Source organism: Bradyrhizobium arachidis, assembly GCF_024758505.1.
Taxonomy (GTDB): Bacteria; Pseudomonadota; Alphaproteobacteria; order Rhizobiales; family Xanthobacteraceae; genus Bradyrhizobium; species Bradyrhizobium manausense_C.
Genome location: NZ_CP077970.1, coordinates 7,363,110 through 7,379,529, shown reverse-complemented (window position 1 = coordinate 7,379,529; position 16,420 = coordinate 7,363,110). Strand labels below are relative to the sequence as shown.

Below are 16,420 nucleotides of genomic sequence, written 5' to 3'. Positions count from 1 at the left end.
CATGGAATCCAAGATCATGGACGCGATCGGCGACCGCGCGCTCGAGCTTGGGCCGAAGCCTGAAGCCGGTCTCTACCGCCACTTCAAGCTGACGCGCGATGCCGATGGCGTCGCCTGGCTGCTGTTCGACCGCGACGGCGCGAGTGCCAACACGCTCTCGGCCGAGGTGATCGAAGAGCTCGACAAGGTGCTGGCCGGAATCGAGGCGGACCGCCCGGCCGGGCTCGTGATCCGCTCGGCGAAAAAGTCCGGCTTCATCGCCGGCGCTGATGTCAACGAGTTCCGCGGCGCGACCGATCCGCAGATGGTGGAGGCAGGAATCCGCGGCGCCCATGCCGTGATCGACCGGCTGGAGGCGCTGCGGCTGCCGACGGTGGCGGTGATCCACGGCTTTTGCCTTGGCGGCGGGCTCGAGGTCGCGCTCGCCTGCCAGTCGCGTATCGCAGTCGACGGTGCGCGCTTCGGCTTCCCGGAGGTGATGCTCGGCCTGCATCCCGGCCTCGGCGGCACCGCACGCTTCACCGCGCTCGTCAATCCGACGCAGGCGATGACCTTGATGCTGACGGGCCGCACCATCGATGCCCGCCGCGCAAAGTCGCTCGGCCTCGTCGATGCCGTGACTCAGGAGCGTCACGTCCGGAGCGCCGTGAAGGACGCGGTGTTCGGCCGGCTCAAGCGCGCCAAGCCCGGCATGCTCAACACCGTCCTCAATTTCACGTTCGCGCGCAGCTTGCTCGCCAAGCGCATGCGCAGCGAGACGGCCAAGGCTGCACGGCGCGATCATTATCCCGCGCCCTATGCGCTCATCGATCTCTGGGAGAAGCATGGCGGCGACAAGACGGCGATGCTGAGGGCCGAGCAGTCCTCGTTCGCCAATCTGATGGTGACGCCGACGGCGCAAAACCTGATCCGCGTCTTCTTCCTGCGCGAGCAGATGAAGAAGACGGCGGGCAGCGGCAACACGGTTAGGCATGTCCACGTCATCGGCGCCGGCGCCATGGGCGGCGACATCGCAGGCTGGTGTGCAGGGCAGGGGCTTCGCGTTTCGCTCGCCGACATGAAGGCGGAGCCGATCGCCGGCGCGGTGAAGCGCGCCGCCGAGCTCTATGGAAAGATCATCCGCAAGTCGACCGAGGTGCGCGACGCGCTCGATCGCTTGATCCCCGATATGGACGGCGAGGGCGTGCGCAACGCCGACCTCATCATCGAGGCGGTGCCGGAAAAGCTCGAGCTGAAGCAGAAGGTCTATGCCGGCATCGAGCCGAAGATGAAGCCGGGCGCGATCCTTGCGACCAACACGTCGAGCATTCCGCTTGAGGATCTGCGCACCAAACTGATCAACCCCGCGCGTCTCGTCGGCCTGCACTTCTTCAATCCGGTATCGCGGCTCCAGCTCGTCGAGGTCATCAGCCATGATGGCAGCGACGCAGGCGTTCTGAAGGAGGCGCTCGCCTTCGTCGGCGCGATCGATCGCCTGCCGCTGCCGGTGAAGAGCTCGCCTGGTTTCCTCGTCAACCGCGCGCTGACGCCCTACATGCTGGAAGCCATGGTGATGCTGGACGAGAAGACCGACCAGCGCCTGATCGATGCGGCAGCCGAAGAGTTCGGCATGCCGATGGGGCCGATCGAGCTCGCCGACCAGGTCGGCCTCGACATCTGTCTCGACGTCGGCGACATGCTGCGCGCGAAGTTCGGCGATCTCTTGCCGCCCACGCCCGCATGGCTGCGTGACAAGGTCGCCAGGGGCGAGCTCGGCCGCAAGACCGGCAAGGGCTTCTACACCTGGAAGGACGGCAAGGCCGAGAAGGCACCGCTGCCGGAGACCGGCCCAAAAGTCTCCGACGAGATGATCGACCGCCTGATCCTGCCGATGTCAAACGTCTGCGTGGCCGCCTTGCGCGAAGGCATCGTCGACGAGCCTGATGGCGTCGACGGCGCCATGATTTTTGGCACCGGATATGCGCCGTTCCGCGGCGGCCCCCTCAACTATGCGCGCACGCGCGGGGTGGAGGACATCGTCGCGACCCTGCGCAAGCTGGCCGACAAGTTCGGCGGGCGCTTTGCGCCCGATGAGGGCTGGGAGACCTTCAAGCAAGGCTCCCCCTGACGAGATGAAGCCCCGCGTTGCGAGGCTTCCTAGAGCATGATCCGGAAAAGTGTGCAGCGGTTTTCCGAAAAGATCATGCTCAAACAAAAACCTAAAGCGCGATGACGATTCAACCTAAAGCCATCGCGCTATAGGTGTGCTTCAATAAAGTTTCGAGCCGTCGCCGCGCCTGACGGTGACGTCGTGGCCGAGCCTCGTCATGCAGCTCTTGTAGATGGCGCCTTGTGCGTAGGTCGCTTTCCGTGCGGAGAATATGGCTTCTGTCGTTCCGGCTTCAGCGAGACATTTTGCACGATCGCTGGCCTTGCTTGCCATGGCCGGCGAAGCGGACAAGGCAAATACGCTCAATGCAGCAAGCAAAACAGAACCGGTCGCAATCCTCATTTTCCTACCCCCTGGAGAATCAACCACCACTTGTGTGATGCGCTGAACACCTACCATGCGGCAAGGAGCGGCTGCAACGGCGGTGCCTGCACATTGACTTCGCGAGACCGGCGTCATGACGGCCGCCGCTCGATGAGCGGAGCGGTTGCAGAGCGGCAGCCGCCTCGGTATGCACAATGAGTAGCTGCAGGAGATCTTCATGGCCGAGACCCACGTCCATCCGCTGGACAATCCGACCGGACCCACCGGCGATCTCTGCATCCGCACGCTGGCGATGCCCGCCGACACCAATGCCAATGGTGACATCTTTGGCGGCTGGCTGCTCAGCCAGATGGACGTCGGCGGCGGCGTGTTCGCCTCGAAGGTCGCGAAGTCGCGCACGGTGACGGTGGCGATCGACGCGATGAATTTTCGCAAGGCCGTCTATGTCGGCGATCTCGTCTCCGTCTACGCCACGCTCGTTCGCATCGGCCGCACCTCGATGACGGTGCATCTCGAAGCCTGGGCGCTGCGCCGCAAGGAGGTGCAGCCGATCCTCGTGACCGACGGCAATTTTACCTACGTCTCGATCGACGATGAAGGGAAGCCGCAGACGATCCAGCGCACCGATCCGCCGATCGCGACGTAAGCCCTGCGCGACTTAATCTCGCGCGGCCTCTTAACGCATGTGTCGGCGATGCGGACGCGCGTCGCGTCTTTGCCAACAACAGGTCACAAAACCGATGAGGTCGCGGCGTACTTAAGTTCGCGTCGATTCGGGTGGAAACGGCTTGTTTGCCTTAGGAACCATTGGGCAGACCCGTCGTTATTTGCCCGCACTGAGGGATCAACGGGCAATGCCGGACAGCTACATCATCGAAGTGAACTCGCAAACCGCAGGTATCGTCGTACGCAACCCGGAAGGATACCGCTTCTTCGCCTCATCTCACCGCTTCAACCGCCTCGAAGGCCAACTCTTCCGCAACGCACGCGAAGCCGAGCGCGCGGCGCGCAGGCTTGTGAACGGCGATTTGAAGGAGGCGGCGTGATCTTCGGCTCGTCATTCCGGGGCGCGCAAAGCGCGAACCCGGAATCTCTTGCCGCGAACTCTGTTGTCCCTTCTCCCCTTGTGGGAGAAGGTGGCATAGGCGGCCTTCGGCCGCCGTTCTTAAGAACGCCGATGCTTTGCATCGGCTATGGCGCCGGATGAGGGGTTGTTTCAGCAAACTCAAATGCGCGAGATTCGATCGCGGAGAGAGACCCCTCACCCGTCTCGCCGCTGCGCGGCGAGCCACCTCTCCCACAAGGGGAGAGGGTTAGCATCACAATTTCGTTGCTGAGCGCGACAGCAGCTTCCAATCCGAGCCCTGCTTCTGCCAGTTCATCAGAATGTGAAGGTTGGTCGGAATTTTCTTCCCATCGGCCAAGGATTCCTGTTCCCCAACCCAGTTGAAGCGCACGATCGCGGCCGGGCCGACGACCTTGATCTTGGGATCGCGATATTCGATCGACAGGAATTTCGTCTTCGACGTGTCGGTGGCGCCCGCAAGGAACGCCTGCTTGTCCTCGACCTTGCCGCTGGAATGGCTGTAGCTCAAATCGTCCGCGCAGAGCGCCGCGAGCGCCTTGCCGTCGGCCGTGAGTTGCCCCTGGCGAAACGCCTCGACATTCTTCGCGACCGCTTCGTCGTCGGATGAAGACGCGAGCGCAGGAACCGCGCTCAGCGTTGCAAGTGCCGCGGCCGTAAAAGCCAGGTCGCGCCGATTGATAGTCATTGTTTCCTCCGTTTTTTATCTTGAAGTGAGTGTTGCAGCAGCGCGCGACTTTGTCGAGTGTCACGTCGCCGTTAAATCTTTGCGTGCATTGCGTTGATCGCGCCGTATTGATACGTCTTTCGCATTGATGCGCGGCGCGCGAGGGAATGCGCGCAAAGGGAATGAGAGTGATGATGCAGGCAAAAGGCAGGGCGTTGCTGTTCGACATCGACGGCACGCTGGCAGATACGGACGCGCTGCATCGCCAGGCGTTCAACGAAATCTTTGGTCCGCGCGGACATGTGTTCGACCATGCCCGCTTCGCCAGGGAGCTTCAGGGCTTTTCCAACGCCTCGATCGGCGAGCGTTTCCTGCCTGACGAATCCGAGGACGCCCGTGCGGCCATTCTGGGCGAGAAGGAGCAGGTCTTTCGCAATCTGGTCGCCGGGCAAATCAGGCCGGTGCCGGGATTGATGGCGCTGCTCGACGAAGCCGACCAGGCCGGTGTCCCGATGGCCGCCGTGACCAACGCGCCGCGGCTCAATGCCGAGATGCTGCTGTCGGGGCTCGGCATTACCCACCGCTTCAAGGCGATCGTCATCGGCGACGAGCTCATCCACGGCAAGCCGCATCCGATGCCGTATCTGGAAGGGCTGCGGCTCACCGGCGGTGCGGCGCATGCTGCGATCGCGTTCGAGGACTCCCGCTCCGGAATCCAGTCGGCGGCGGCCGCCGGAATCAGGACGATCGGCATGCGCACCAGCCTCAGCCACGACGATCTGGTGGCGGCGGGCGCGATCGCCTCGGCGCGCGCGTTCGACGATCCGGAACTGGTGACACTGGTTGCGCAAGCAATGAGCTGGTGAGCGTTGTTGCAGCGCAGCCTTTAACGCTGTGCGCAGCTCTTGCGTTGACCTCGGCGGCGAACCGCCGCACCATGGCGACACCTGATTTGAGGTGTTGCCGTGACCGGACTGACCCATCGCCAAGCCGAAATCCTCAACATCGCGCGTGCCTCGGGCCGTGTGATGGTCGAGGAGCTCGCGCGCCGCTTCGAGGTCTCGGCGCAGACCATCCGCAAGGATCTCAACGATCTCTGCGAGCGGCGATCGCTGACCCGTATCCATGGCGGCGCCATCATCGCCTCAGGCGTGGAAAACCTCGCCTATGAGGCGCGGCGCTTCGTGGCCGCCGACGAGAAGAAGGCGATCGGCGCTGCCGCCGCCTCGCTGATCCCGAACGGCTGCTCGCTGTTCATCAACATCGGCACCACGACGGAAGAGGTGGCGAGCGCGCTGACCTCGCACGAGGATCTGCTGGTCATCACCAACAATCTCAACGTCGCGATGCTGCTCTACCGCCATCCGCGCATCGAGGTCGTGGTGGCCGGCGGCACGGTGCGGCGCGCCGACGGCGCCGTGGTCGGCTCGACCGCGACGCAGCTCATCGGCCAGTTCAAGGTCGACTATGCCATCATCGGCTCGTCGGCGATCGACGAGGAGGGCGCGCTGCTCGACTTCGACTATCGCGAGGTGCAGGTGGCGCAGGCCATCATCGCCAACGCCCGCAGCGTCATGCTGGTCGCCGACTCGACAAAACTCCGCCGCAGCGCGCCGGTGCGCATCGCTCATATCAGCCAGATCCAGACCTTCGTCACCGATCAGGAGCTCCCCGAGCGCCTCGCCACGATCTGCCACAGCAAGGGCATCGAGGTGGTCGAGGCCATGCCGAAGTCGGCCGACATCGACGACGCGCCGGCCGAGCCCGCGCAGGATTCCGCGCCCGAAGCGGGACCGGTTGTAAGGCTGCGATAGCTCTCGACTATCATCCTCCCCTGGAGGGGGAGGATCGGTTCGCATGTAGCGCAGCGGAATGCGGACCGAGGTGGGGTGAAGCCACGCAGGGACACTCACCGAAGCGCCACTCCATCCAGTTATCGGGCAGTTTCTTTGGGGAGAGACCGTCACCCCACCCCGCTCACGCTTCGCGCGATCGACCCACGAGCGAGCTACGCTCGTCTCGGACCCCTCCAGGGGAGGTGGCAAACGCGTGCTCATCGATTGATCCATCTGCCCATCAAAAAAGTTCCGGTTTCGCTTCCTTTCGTCTTGCTTTCGTTTTGCGATCTGTTTTAATCCGAAAACGAAAGTGAAATCGCCCAAGTGAACGGGCGGTCGCCGGGGGATGCGTCTTTTGGAGCGTGTTTTCGACCTCGCCATCATTGGAGGCGGTGTTAACGGTTGTGGCATCGCGCGCGACGCGGCCGGCCGGGGCAACGCGGTTTTCCTTTGCGAGATGAACGATTTGGCGAGCGGGACCTCGTCCTGGTCGACCAAGCTCGTGCATGGCGGTCTGCGCTATCTCGAATATTACGAGTTTCGCCTGGTCCGCGAGGCGCTGATCGAGCGCGAAATCCTCTGGGGCATCGCGCCCCATATCATCCGTCCCTTGCGTTTCGTCCTGCCGCACCATGCCGGCCTGCGCCCGGCCTGGCTGTTGCGGCTCGGCCTCTTCCTCTACGACCACATCGGCGGCCGGCACCTCCTGCCGGCAACGCGCTCGGTCGATCTCACCAAGGATGAAGTTGGCCGCCCGCTGATCCCGAACCGCTACACGCGCGCGTTCGAATATTCCGACTGCTTCGTCGACGACGCCCGCCTCGTCGTGCTCTCGGCGCGCGATGCCGCCGACAAGGGCGCCGAGATCCGCACCCGCACCCGCGCCACTGAAATTCGCCAGGAAGGCGGCCTCTGGCAGGTCAGCATGGTCAATACCGTCAGCGGCGAGCGCTCGACCATCCAGGCGCGCGCGCTGGTCAATGCCGGCGGTCCCTGGGTCGAGGATGTGCTGGCGCGCGGTGCCGGCGTCAATGCCAAGGCAAAAGTCCGCCTGGTGCAGGGCTCGCACATCGTGGTCAAGAAACTCTACGACCATGACCGCGCCTACATGTTCCAGAACGCCGACGGTCGCATCATCTTCGTCATTCCCTATCAGGACGACTTTACGCTGATCGGAACCACCGATCGCGACTATGAGGGCGACCCGGCCAAGGTGAAGGCGACCAAGGAGGAGATCGCGTATCTCTGCGCTGCCGCGAGCGAATATCTGGCAAAACCCGTGAAGCCCGAGGACGTGGTGTGGGACTATTCCGGCGTCCGCCCGCTCTATGACGACGGCGCCAGCGAAGCCAAGGCCGCAACCCGCGACTATGTGTTCGAGCTCGACACCCCCGGCGGCGTGCCGCTGCTTTCGATCTACGGCGGCAAGATCACGACCTATCGCCGGCTGGCCGAGGAGGCCCTGGAACGGCTCGCGCCTTATCTGCGCAGCTCCAAATCGCGCGAGGGCTGGACCGGAAAATGGCCGCTGCCCGGCGGCGACATGGACGTTTCGGCCGTCGACGCCCTGATCGCGGAACTCCAGCGCGGCTATCCCTTCCTGAGTGCGGAGCATGCAAGGCGCCTGGCGCGGGCCTATGGCACCCGCGCGCTAAAACTTCTCGGCGACGCCAAATCGGCGGCCGATCTCGGCCAGTCCTTCGGCGCGACGCTCACCGAGCGCGAGGTCCGCTACCTCATGGCCAATGAGTGGGCTGTCAGCGCCGAGGACATCGTCTGGCGCCGCTCCAAGCTCGGCCTGCGACTATCTGCCGACCAGATCGCGGCACTGAACGACTGGATTGCGACCCACGGTGTGCAGCAGAGTCCCTTGCTGGAAGCAGGAGGACGCTCATGACCGTGACCCTCGATCACGTCACCCGTACCGTCGACGGCATGGCGCATATAAGGGACGTCTCGCTGACGCTCGAGGGCGGTACGCTCAACGTGCTGCTCGGGCCGACGCTGTCGGGCAAGACCTCGATCATGCGACTGCTCGCCGGCCTCGACAAGCCGACCACGGGCAGGGTGCTGGTCAACGGCAAGGACGTCACCGGCATCGATGTGCGCCAGCGCTCGGTGGCGATGGTCTACCAGCAGTTCATCAATTACCCCTCGCTCACGGTCTATGAGAACATTGCCTCGCCCTTGCGCGTGCAGGGCAAGCCGGCCTCCGAGATCGAGAAGCGGGTCGCGGAAGCAGCAAAGCTCTTGCGGCTGGAGCCGTTCCTGAAGCGCACGCCGCTGCAACTCTCCGGCGGCCAGCAGCAGCGCACCGCGATCGCGCGCGCGCTGGTGAAGGGCGCCGACCTCGTGCTGCTCGACGAGCCGCTCGCCAATCTCGACTACAAGCTCCGCGAGGAGCTGCGCGCCGAGCTGCCGCGCATCTTCGAGGCCACCGGCGCCACCTTCGTCTACGCCACGACGGAGCCGACCGAGGCGCTGCTGCTCGGCGGCAACACGGTCTGCATGTGGGAGGGCCAGGCGCTCCAGATCGGTGAGACCTCCAACGTGTACCGCCGGCCGCAGACCTTGCGCGTGGCGCAGGTATTCTCCGATCCGCCGCTCAACCTCGTCGGCATCGAGAAGAAGAACGGCCAGGTCGCCTATGCCGGCGGCACCGCGGCACCGGCCTCCGGTCTCTATGCCGGCCTTGCCGACGGCGCCTATCGCGTCGGCTTCCGCGCCCATCAGCTCGGCCTCGCCAATGGCCAGACCGACCGCCACGCCTTCCACGCCACAGTGACGGTGACGGAGATCACCGGTTCGGAGAGTTTCGTGCATGTGACCCGCGATGGTTCGAACTGGGTTGCGGTGCTGCACGGCGTGCACGAATTCGAGCCCGGCCAGACGCTCGATGCCGTGCTCGATCCCAACGACGTCTTCGTGTTCGACGCGGCCGACCGCCTGGTCGCTGCGCCAACCAAAAATTCGTGAGGGAGATGCGCGATGGCCCGCATTGACCTCGTCGATCTCGCTCATTCCTACGGCGGCAATGCCGCCGCCCCCGAATGCTTTGCGCTGAAGCCGGTGACCATGACCTGGCGGCAGGGCGGCGCCTATGCGCTGCTCGGACCGAGCGGCTGCGGCAAGACCACGCTGCTCAACGTCATCTCCGGCATCATCACGCCGTCGCGCGGAAAAATCCTGTTCGACGGCCAGGACATCACACCGCTGTCAACCCAGAAGCGCAACATCGCCCAGGTGTTCCAGTTTCCGGTGATCTACGACACCATGACGGTGGGGGAGAACCTGGCGTTTCCGCTGAAGAACCGCGGCGTGGCCAAGGCCGATATCGACAAGCGCGTGACCGAGATCGCGCGCCTGCTCGACCTCGAACCCTATCTGAACCGCAAGGCCACGCGGCTGACGGCGGACGCCAAGCAAAAAATCTCGCTCGGCCGCGGTCTGGTGCGCAACGACGTTGCCGCCGTGCTGTTCGACGAGCCGCTCACCGTCATCGATCCCGAGCTGAAATGGCAGCTCCGATCCAAGTTGAAGGCGCTGCATCGCGAGCTCGACCTCACGATGATCTACGTCACCCACGACCAGACCGAGGCGCTGACCTTCGCCGACACCGTCGTGGTGATGCATGACGGTCGCGTGGTGCAGAGCGGCACGCCGGCCGAGCTGTTCGACAAGCCCGCGCACACCTTCGTCGGCTATTTCATCGGCTCGCCCGGCATGAACATTCTGCCAGCCGAGGTGAGGGGGCGGGAAGCGCGCATCGACGGCCACACCATCGCGCTCAACCGCAGCTACGGCAATCTGCCTGCGGCCGCGAAGATCGAGATCGGCGTGCGGCCGGAATTCGTCGACGTGGTCCCGCCCGGGCCTGGCCTGCTCACCGCAAAGATCGAGCGCATCGACGATCTCGGTCGCATCCGCTTCGCGCGCGCCCGTCTCGGCGAGGCCAAGCTCGCGGCGCGCGCGCCGGCCGGGTTCGCGTCCTCGGACGGATCAGCCGGACTGAAATTCGATCCGGCGCACGTCCACGTCTATGCCGACAGCCTTCTGGTGGAGGGAGCCGCCTGATGGACAAGACAATCAACCAAAAGGCCTGGTTCCTGGTGCTGCCGGTGTTTCTGGTGGTGGCGTTCTCGGCGGTGCTGCCGCTGATGACGGTCGTGAACTACTCGATGCAGGACACCTTCGGCAACAACCAGTTCTTCTGGAACGGTGTCGGCTGGTTCAAGGAGCTGCTCGATCCCACGACCGATCTCGGCGGCCGCTTCCTGGCTTCGCTCGGCCGCAATTTGCTGTTCTCCGCGATCATCCTCACGATCGAGGTGCCGCTCGGCATCGTCGTCGCGCTGTCGATGCCGCGCGAGGGCTGGACGGTTGCGGCCTGCCTCGTCATCCTCGCGCTGCCGTTGCTGATTCCGTGGAACGTGGTCGGCACGATCTGGCAGATCTTTGGCCGGCCCGACATCGGCCTGCTCGGCTACACGCTGAACAGCATCGGCATCGAGTACAACTACGTCTCCAACGCCCTCGATGCCTGGGTCACCGTCATCGCAATGGACGTGTGGCACTGGACGAGCCTCGTCGCGCTGCTCTGCTATGCCGGCCTGAAGTCGATCCCCGAAGCCTATTATCAGGCGGCGCAGATCGACGGCGCCTCGCGCTGGGCCGTGTTCAAGGCGATCCAGTTGCCGAAGATGAACCGCGTGCTGCTGATCGCGGTGCTGCTGCGCTTCATGGACAGCTTCATGATCTATACCGAGCCGTTCGTCGTCACCGGCGGCGGTCCCGGCAACTCCACGACCTTCGTCTCGATCGAACTCGTCAAGATCGCGCTTGGTCAGTTCGACCTCGGCAAGGCCGCGGCCCTGTCGCTGGTCTACAATCTGATCATCCTGATCGTCTGCTGGATCTTCTACACCGTGATGACCAACGCCGGCGTCGAACGCAAGGTTCAGGCGGAGAGCGAGCCGGCGGCGGAGCCCAAGGCTGCGGCCGGGCTCAAGCCCGTCACCGCGCTCAAGCCAAAGGAAGGAGTGGCCTGATGCACTCGATTCCCGGCCGTCGCCTTATCATGGCGCTGTTCCTGATCTTTCTCCTGTTGCCGATCTACTGGCTCGTCAACATGAGCTTCAAGACCAACGCCGAGATCGTCTCCAGCATGACGCTGTGGCCGCACACGCCGACGCTGCAGCACTACAAGCGCATCTTCACCGACGAGAGCTGGTACTCCGGCTACATCAACTCGCTGGAATACGTCGTCCTCAACACGATCATCTCGATCTCGGTGGCGTTGCCCGCGGCCTATGCGTTCTCGCGCTACCGCTTCCTCGGCGACAAGCATCTGTTCTTCTGGCTGCTGTCGAACCGCATGGCGCCGGCCGCGGTCTACGCGCTGCCGTTCTTCAACCTCTATTCGGCGATCGGGCTGTTCGATACGCCCTGGGCGGTCGCGCTCGCGCACTGCATCTTCAACGTGCCGCTGGCGGTGTGGATCCTCGAAGGCTTCGTCTCCGGCGTGCCGCGCGAGATCGACGAGACGGCGTTCCTCGACGGCTATTCCTTCCCGCGCTTCTTCGTGAAGATCCTGATCCCGCTGATCGCAAGCGGCATCGGCGTCGCCGCGTTCTTCTGCTTCATGTTCTCCTGGGTCGAGCTCCTGTTGGCGCGCACGCTGACCTCGGTCGCGTCCAAGCCGATCTCGGCGATCATGACGCGCACGGTCTCGGCCGCGGGCATGGACTGGGGCCTGTTAGCTGCCGCCGGCGTGCTGACCATCATTCCGGGCGCGCTCGTGATCTGGTTCGTCCGCAACTATATCGCGCGCGGCTTTGCGCTGGGCCGGGTTTAGGGAGGCGCTTATGGAATCCATCGCATGGATGGCCTGGACGCTGCCGACCGCGATCTTTTTCGCCGCGCTCGCCTGCACGCTCGCTGTCATGACCTGGCTTGCCGCCGTCTATCCCGAGGCCGAGCGGGTCGGCGTGCTGCGCATCCCGACCACGCGGGGCGATCGCCTGTTCATTTCTCTGATCGCGGCGGCCGTGATTCACCTGTTGTGGATCGCGTTCGTCGGGACCGACGCGATCGGCACGCTGCCGATCGGGGAGGACGGGTTCGAGATCTCGAACCTGTGGTTCGCAAGTGGAATTTCGCTTGTCACGGCCGTGCTCATCTTTCGCACGGTCTGAAGCTCGCGAAGAAGACCAGATCCGGGGCCCAACCCGGACCTGCATACAAAGTTTGTCGCTGCAACGGAGGAACCCAACATGCGACAGTTTAGGAGAAGGAAAGGTCCATTGACCAAGAATAGTTTTCTGACCATGTCTAGCGTCGCCGCCATCGTTGCGGTGTCGTTCGCCGTCTCGGCGCCGGTTCGCGCCGCCGACGACGCCGTGATCCAGAAGTGGATCGCGGAATTCACGCCCTCGACGCTGTCGAAGGAAGACCAGAAGAAGGAACTTGAATGGTTCGCGAAGGCCGCCGAACCCTTCAAGGGCATGGAGATCAACGTCGTCTCGGAAACCATCACGACTCACGAATACGAGTCGCAGACGCTGGCCAAGGCGTTCTCCGAGCTGACGGGCATCAAGCTCAAGCACGACCTGATCCAGGAAGGTGACGTCGTCGAGAAGCTGCAGACCCAGATGCAGTCCGGCAAGAACGTCTATGACGGCTGGATCAACGATAGCGACTTGATCGGCACGCACTTCCGCTACGGCCAGACGGTCGTGCTGTCCGACTACATGACGGGCGAGGGCAAGGACGTCACCGATCCGATGCTCGACGTCAACGACTTCATCGGCAAGTCGTTCACGACGGCTCCGGACGGCAAGCTCTACCAGTTGCCCGACCAGCAGTTCGCGAACCTCTACTGGTTCCGCTACGACTGGTTCACCAACCCGGACTACAAGGCCAAGTTCAAGGCCAAGTATGGCTACGATCTCGGCGTGCCCGTGAACTGGTCGGCCTATGAAGACATCGCCGAGTTCTTCACCAACGACATCAAGGAGATCAACGGCGTCAAGGTCTACGGCCATATGGACTATGGCAAGAAGGACCCCTCGCTCGGATGGCGGTTCACCGACGCCTGGCTCTCGATGGCCGGCAACGGCGACAAGGGCATTCCGAACGGCCTGCCGGTCGACGAATGGGGCATCCGCATGGAAGGCTGCCGTCCGGTCGGCTCGTCGGTCGAGCGCGGCGGCGACACCAACGGTCCCGCTTCGGTCTACGCCATCACCAAGTACCTCGACTGGCTGAAGAAGTATGCCCCGCCGCAGGCGCAAGGCATGACCTTCTCCGAATCAGGTCCGGTGCCGGCGCAGGGTGCGATCGCCCAGCAGATCTTCTGGTACACCGCCTTCACCGCCGACATGGTGAAGCCCGGTCTGCCGGTGGTGAACGCTGACGGTACGCCGAAGTGGCGCATGGCTCCCTCGCCCCACGGCTCGTACTGGAGGGAAGGCATGAAGCTCGGCTATCAGGACGCCGGCTCCGCCACGCTGCTGAAGTCGACCCCGGCCGATCGCCGCAAGGCGGCCTGGCTCTACCTGCAGTTCATCGTCTCCAAGACGGTGTCGCTGAAGAAGAGCCATGTCGGTCTCACCTTCATCCGTGAGTCCGACATCTGGGACAAGTCGTTCACCGAGCGTGCGCCGAAGCTCGGCGGCCTGATCGAGTTCTACCGCTCGCCCGCGCGCGTGCAGTGGACCCCGACCGGCAACAACGTGCCTGACTATCCGAAGCTCGCGCAGCTCTGGTGGCAGAACATCGGCGATGCGTCGTCCGGTGCGAAGACCGCCCAGGCCGCGATGGACTCGCTCGCTGCGGCCCAGGACTCGGTGCTTGAACGTCTCGAGAAGTCGAACGTGCAGGGCGCCTGCGGTCCGAAGCTCCACAAGAAGGAGACGGCCGAGTACTGGTTCGCGAAGGCCGAGAAGGACGGCCACATCGCGCCCCAGCGCAAGCTCGCCAACGAGAAGCCGAAGGGCGAAACGGTGGACTACGACACCCTGATCAAGTCGTGGCCCGCCACCCCGCCCAAGCGCGCAGAAGTGAAGTAAGGCGTACCAGCCCACGCCATCCGCAAGACGAAAGGCCGGGAGCAATCCCGGCCTTTTTTCTGTCTTCGCCTCGCCCCGCTTGCGGGGAGGGGGTTGGAGAGGAAACGCCTGCGCCGCCTCCGCCGCCCATCGTCACTTCGGTCGCCGCACGAGGTTCTCTATCATCGCCTGCACATGCGCGAGCCACGCCTTTCGCCGCTCATCTTCTGCAAGATCGATCTGCGTGTAGCTCGAGAGCGTGTACAGATTGGCGCGGTAGAAATAGGTCAGCGACAGGATCGAGAGATAGAGGTGGAAGCGGTCGCAGTCCGCCCTGAACGCGCCGCTTGCGACACCGCTTTCGAGCAGACGATCGAGCATGCCGAGTTGCGTGTTGGCGAAGCTGCGGCGGATGTTGTTCTTGACGTGCCGTCCCTTGAACAGGTTCTCCGAGGCGAGGATCGAGAGCAGCTCCGGGTGCTCCCAGTAATAGTTCCAGTTGAACGCAACCAGCGCGGCGAGAGCCTCGCGCGGCCGTGAAAAATCGAGATCGAGTGCTTCCTCGCCTGCGACGAGATCGGCATAGCAATGCTCGATGACCTGGTGGAACAGCTTCTCCTTGCTCTTGAAGTAGTAATACAGCATGCGGTCATTGCTCTTGGCCGCCTTGCTGATGCGGTCGACGCGCGCGCCGCCATAGCCTTCGCGCGCGAACTCGGCGACTGCGGCCCGCAGGAGCTGCTCGCGCGTCTGCTCCGGCGCGCGCGTGCGCCGGCGGGGTCTTGCGGGGCCCTTCGCGGATGTCTTGCCGGACGTCCTGCCAAATCTCTTGGCGGATGGATCGGGTCGGGCCCTGGTCCTCGTCCGCGCAACAGGCTCCCGGGCCGGGACGTCGGTGTCATCAGCCATTGCGTATCCTCGGAATCACAATCTGCAGGATGGGGGCTGCCGGTTTTTTGGCAAGTCCCGCCGATTTTTGGGCGTTGACAATCCGGCATGCCGGGTGTTCGTTATGTAGTAAGTACTACATACATTGACTGGTCCCGTCACGGAGGGTGGCATGCGGCTGTCAGATGCAGTGAAACTGATCGTACTTAGTCTGCTGGCGCTGGTCGGGCTGGGCATCGAGGCCGCCCTGGCGGCCGAACCGCCGCCGATCAAGATCGGCGAGATCTCGAGCTATTCGGCGCTCCCGATCGGCACGCGCGGCTATCGCCAGGGTTGGGAGCTGGCACGGGACGAAATCAACGGCAAGGGCGGCGTGCTCGGGCGCAAACTTCAGATCATCGCGCGCGACGATGCCGGCAAGCCCGATGTCGCCATCACTCAGGCCGGGCAGCTCGTCGAGGCCGAGCAGGTCGATCTCCTCACCGGAACGATCCTGTCCCATATCGGCCTCGCGGTCGCCGATTTCGCCAAGCAGAAGCAGACCTTTTTTCTGGCATCGCAGCCGCTCACGGACGCGCTGATCTGGGAAAAGGGCAATCGCTATACGTTCAGGCTGCGGCCGAGCACCTATACGCAGGCCTCGATCCTGGCCAAGGAAGCCGCCAAATTCCCGGCGCGGCGCTGGGCGACGATCGCGCCGAACTACGAGTTCGGCCAGGCCGCGGTCGCAAGCTTCAAGCGCGAATTGAAGCGGCTGCGGCCCGATGTCGAGTTCGTGTCGGAGCAATGGCCGCCGCTCGGCAAAATCGATGCCGGCGCCGTCGTGCAGGCGATGACGGCGGACAATCCGGAAGCGGTCTTCAACGCGACGTTCGGCCCCGATCTCGCCAAGCTCGTGCGCGAGGGAACGACGCGCAAGGCCTTTGCCAACCGTTCGGTCGTCAGCCTGCTCACCGGCGAGCCCGAGTATCTGGCACCGCTGAAGGATGAGGCGCCGGCCGGATGGCTCGTGACCGGCTATCCCCGGAGCGAGATCAAAACGCCGGCGCACGACGCGTTCTTCAAGGCCTATGTCGACCGCTTCAAGGAGCCGCCGAACATCGGCGCGCTGATCGGCTACATCAACACGTTGGTGCTTGCGAAGGCGATCGAGACGGCCGGTTCGACCCGTGCGGACGATCTGATCAAGGCCATGGAGCATCTCAAGATCGATACCCCGGTCGGTAATGTTGCGTTCCGGGCGATCGACCATCAGTCCACCATGGGAGTCTATATCGGAACTCTCGCGGTGAGGGACGGCGAGGGTGTGATGACCGACTGGCGCTATGTCGACGGCGCCGACTTCCAGCCCGCCGACACGGAAGTGCTGGCGAAACTGAAGAACTAGAGCGTTTTCCAGCGAAGTGGACCCCGGTTCGCGTC

Annotated in this window: 16 protein-coding genes; 13 read left to right on the top strand and 3 right to left on the bottom strand. The window is 63.9% G+C overall.

Annotation, left to right across the window (positions count from 1 at the left end; translation table 11 throughout):
• The first annotated feature begins 1 nt into the window (after position 1).
• Complete coding sequence (locus KUF59_RS34380; RefSeq protein WP_258767661.1) at positions 2-2,107, top strand: 3-hydroxyacyl-CoA dehydrogenase NAD-binding domain-containing protein; 2,106 nt, start codon at positions 2-4, stop codon at positions 2,105-2,107.
• A 141-nt stretch (positions 2,108-2,248) separates the two neighbouring features.
• On the opposite strand, the gene KUF59_RS34375 is transcribed toward KUF59_RS34380, so the two are convergent.
• The gene (locus KUF59_RS34375; RefSeq protein WP_258767660.1) at positions 2,249-2,608 is read right to left on the bottom strand and encodes a hypothetical protein; all 360 of its coding nucleotides are present in this window, start codon (positions 2,606-2,608) and stop codon (positions 2,249-2,251) included.
• Between the two features lie 82 nt (positions 2,609-2,690).
• Here KUF59_RS34375 and KUF59_RS34370 point away from each other — a divergent pair, with 82 nt between their 5' ends.
• Together KUF59_RS34370 and KUF59_RS34365 are read left to right on the top strand one after the other, a co-directional pair.
• On the top strand, positions 2,691-3,119 hold the full coding sequence (locus tag KUF59_RS34370) for an acyl-CoA thioesterase (RefSeq protein WP_258767659.1): 429 nt from the start codon (positions 2,691-2,693) through the stop codon (positions 3,117-3,119).
• A gap of 208 nt (positions 3,120-3,327) precedes the next feature.
• Positions 3,328-3,519: a hypothetical protein gene (locus tag KUF59_RS34365; protein WP_212405980.1), complete on the top strand. Its 192-nt coding sequence runs from the start codon at positions 3,328-3,330 to the stop codon at positions 3,517-3,519.
• 273 nt (positions 3,520-3,792) lie between these two features.
• Here KUF59_RS34365 and KUF59_RS34360 read toward each other — a convergent pair whose 3' ends face one another.
• The gene (locus tag KUF59_RS34360) at positions 3,793-4,245 is read right to left on the bottom strand and encodes a nuclear transport factor 2 family protein (RefSeq protein ID WP_258767658.1); all 453 of its coding nucleotides are present in this window, start codon (positions 4,243-4,245) and stop codon (positions 3,793-3,795) included.
• A gap of 170 nt (positions 4,246-4,415) precedes the next feature.
• On the opposite strand from KUF59_RS34360, the gene KUF59_RS34355 reads away from it, so the two are divergent.
• From KUF59_RS34355 to KUF59_RS34315, 9 genes are all read left to right on the top strand, one after another.
• Positions 4,416-5,090 (top strand): HAD family hydrolase, encoded by a 675-nt coding sequence (locus KUF59_RS34355; RefSeq protein WP_258767657.1) that lies wholly within the window; start codon positions 4,416-4,418, stop codon positions 5,088-5,090.
• A 99-nt stretch (positions 5,091-5,189) separates the two neighbouring features.
• The gene (locus KUF59_RS34350) at positions 5,190-6,038 is read left to right on the top strand and encodes a DeoR/GlpR family DNA-binding transcription regulator (protein ID WP_212461787.1); all 849 of its coding nucleotides are present in this window, start codon (positions 5,190-5,192) and stop codon (positions 6,036-6,038) included.
• A gap of 370 nt (positions 6,039-6,408) precedes the next feature.
• Complete coding sequence (glpD, locus tag KUF59_RS34345; protein WP_212461786.1) at positions 6,409-7,959, top strand: glycerol-3-phosphate dehydrogenase; 1,551 nt, start codon at positions 6,409-6,411, stop codon at positions 7,957-7,959.
• Positions 7,956-9,038 (top strand): ABC transporter ATP-binding protein, encoded by a 1,083-nt coding sequence (locus KUF59_RS34340; protein ID WP_258767655.1) that lies wholly within the window; start codon positions 7,956-7,958, stop codon positions 9,036-9,038. The genes glpD and KUF59_RS34340 overlap by 4 nt, the downstream gene beginning before the upstream one ends.
• Before the next feature lie 12 nt (positions 9,039-9,050).
• Entirely contained in the window at positions 9,051-10,136 is a 1,086-nt protein-coding gene (locus KUF59_RS34335) for an ABC transporter ATP-binding protein (protein ID WP_258767654.1), read from the top strand.
• Positions 10,136-11,110, top strand: a complete 975-nt coding sequence (locus KUF59_RS34330; protein ID WP_212461783.1) for a carbohydrate ABC transporter permease — start codon at positions 10,136-10,138, stop codon at positions 11,108-11,110. Before KUF59_RS34335 ends, KUF59_RS34330 begins: the two co-directional genes overlap by 1 nt.
• Positions 11,110-11,916: a carbohydrate ABC transporter permease gene (locus KUF59_RS34325; RefSeq protein WP_212461782.1), complete on the top strand. Its 807-nt coding sequence runs from the start codon at positions 11,110-11,112 to the stop codon at positions 11,914-11,916. The genes KUF59_RS34330 and KUF59_RS34325 overlap by 1 nt, the downstream gene beginning before the upstream one ends.
• Positions 11,917-11,926: 10 nt before the next feature.
• Positions 11,927-12,256, top strand: a complete 330-nt coding sequence (locus KUF59_RS34320; protein ID WP_212405971.1) for a DUF2160 domain-containing protein — start codon at positions 11,927-11,929, stop codon at positions 12,254-12,256.
• Between the two features lie 132 nt (positions 12,257-12,388).
• Complete coding sequence (locus KUF59_RS34315; protein ID WP_212461871.1) at positions 12,389-14,131, top strand: ABC transporter substrate-binding protein; 1,743 nt, start codon at positions 12,389-12,391, stop codon at positions 14,129-14,131.
• A 132-nt stretch (positions 14,132-14,263) separates the two neighbouring features.
• Here KUF59_RS34315 and KUF59_RS34310 read toward each other — a convergent pair whose 3' ends face one another.
• Positions 14,264-15,019, bottom strand: coding sequence for a TetR/AcrR family transcriptional regulator (locus tag KUF59_RS34310; RefSeq protein ID WP_258767653.1), 756 nt, complete (start codon positions 15,017-15,019; stop codon positions 14,264-14,266).
• 151 nt (positions 15,020-15,170) lie between these two features.
• Here KUF59_RS34310 and KUF59_RS34305 point away from each other — a divergent pair, with 151 nt between their 5' ends.
• Positions 15,171-16,385 carry an ABC transporter substrate-binding protein gene (locus tag KUF59_RS34305; RefSeq protein WP_258767652.1) on the top strand — a complete coding sequence of 405 codons (1,215 nt, stop codon included), beginning with the start codon at positions 15,171-15,173 and terminating at the stop codon, positions 16,383-16,385.
• Positions 16,386-16,420 lie beyond the last annotated feature (35 nt).

Coding starts and splice junctions, on each gene's coding strand:
- KUF59_RS34370 (WP_258767659.1), top strand. CDS start 2,691: ATGGCCGAGACCCACGTCCATCCGCTGGACAATCCGACCGGACCCACC.
- KUF59_RS34340 (WP_258767655.1), top strand. CDS start 7,956: ATGACCGTGACCCTCGATCACGTCACCCGTACCGTCGACGGCATGGCG.
- KUF59_RS34360 (WP_258767658.1), bottom strand. CDS start 4,245: ATGACTATCAATCGGCGCGACCTGGCTTTTACGGCCGCGGCACTTGCA.
- KUF59_RS34330 (WP_212461783.1), top strand. CDS start 10,136: ATGGACAAGACAATCAACCAAAAGGCCTGGTTCCTGGTGCTGCCGGTG.
- KUF59_RS34380 (WP_258767661.1), top strand. CDS start 2: ATGGAATCCAAGATCATGGACGCGATCGGCGACCGCGCGCTCGAGCTT.
- KUF59_RS34310 (WP_258767653.1), bottom strand. CDS start 15,019: ATGGCTGATGACACCGACGTCCCGGCCCGGGAGCCTGTTGCGCGGACG.
- KUF59_RS34305 (WP_258767652.1), top strand. CDS start 15,171: ATGCGGCTGTCAGATGCAGTGAAACTGATCGTACTTAGTCTGCTGGCG.
- KUF59_RS34320 (WP_212405971.1), top strand. CDS start 11,927: ATGGAATCCATCGCATGGATGGCCTGGACGCTGCCGACCGCGATCTTT.
- KUF59_RS34315 (WP_212461871.1), top strand. CDS start 12,389: ATGTCTAGCGTCGCCGCCATCGTTGCGGTGTCGTTCGCCGTCTCGGCG.
- KUF59_RS34335 (WP_258767654.1), top strand. CDS start 9,051: ATGGCCCGCATTGACCTCGTCGATCTCGCTCATTCCTACGGCGGCAAT.
- KUF59_RS34355 (WP_258767657.1), top strand. CDS start 4,416: ATGATGCAGGCAAAAGGCAGGGCGTTGCTGTTCGACATCGACGGCACG.
- KUF59_RS34375 (WP_258767660.1), bottom strand. CDS start 2,608: ATGACGCCGGTCTCGCGAAGTCAATGTGCAGGCACCGCCGTTGCAGCC.
- glpD (WP_212461786.1), top strand. CDS start 6,409: ATGCGTCTTTTGGAGCGTGTTTTCGACCTCGCCATCATTGGAGGCGGT.
- KUF59_RS34325 (WP_212461782.1), top strand. CDS start 11,110: ATGCACTCGATTCCCGGCCGTCGCCTTATCATGGCGCTGTTCCTGATC.
- KUF59_RS34365 (WP_212405980.1), top strand. CDS start 3,328: ATGCCGGACAGCTACATCATCGAAGTGAACTCGCAAACCGCAGGTATC.